Raw genomic sequence first — 465 nt, 5'->3', positions numbered from 1 at the left:
TCTTCGATGACGAGAACCTCGTGTCGTGCGCGGGCCTGCCCCCAGTGATGGGCCTGGCAGCGCAAGTCGGGGACTCGGCAAGACCGAGGCTCACCCCACTCGCGCTCGTGGCCTCACTGGAGAAGACGGGACTGCCAAAGTTCGCCGCCGAGGTCAGACGCAAGACGCACCCGGGAATCTGGAACTGATCGACACGAGAGTTCGACCCGCATGCCTCCACGGCCGCGGGCGCCTCCTCACGGACTGAACCCCTCGGCTGTTCGACGTGGGCCGCCGCGGTGCGACTGCAATCGAGCGATCCGATCGTGTCCCCAACCGCGTGGTTGACCCATCGAACCGTCAAAGAGGAGGCCAATCATGCTGCTGTTGCGATACATCAGCCACGCAGATGAGGGTCTCGTCAGATGTGGAGACCAGATGGCCCGTGACACCTCCGGCGAACTGGTTGCACGACTCGTTGCACGA

At 64.1% G+C, this 465-nt stretch carries 1 pseudogene; it reads left to right on the top strand.

The annotated features are described in order from the left end of the window. A pseudogene (locus tag N864_RS25840) lies at positions 1-188 on the top strand (hypothetical protein); the annotation flags it as partial. Positions 189-465: the final 277 nt, after the last annotated feature.

Origin of the sequence: Intrasporangium chromatireducens Q5-1 (genome assembly GCF_000576575.1) — a bacterium.
In the GTDB taxonomy this organism is placed as follows: Bacteria; Actinomycetota; Actinomycetes; order Actinomycetales; family Dermatophilaceae; genus Intrasporangium_A; species Intrasporangium_A chromatireducens.
The sequence above is the reverse complement of the archived record's forward strand: the minus strand, read 5'-3'. Positions and strand labels throughout refer to the sequence as shown.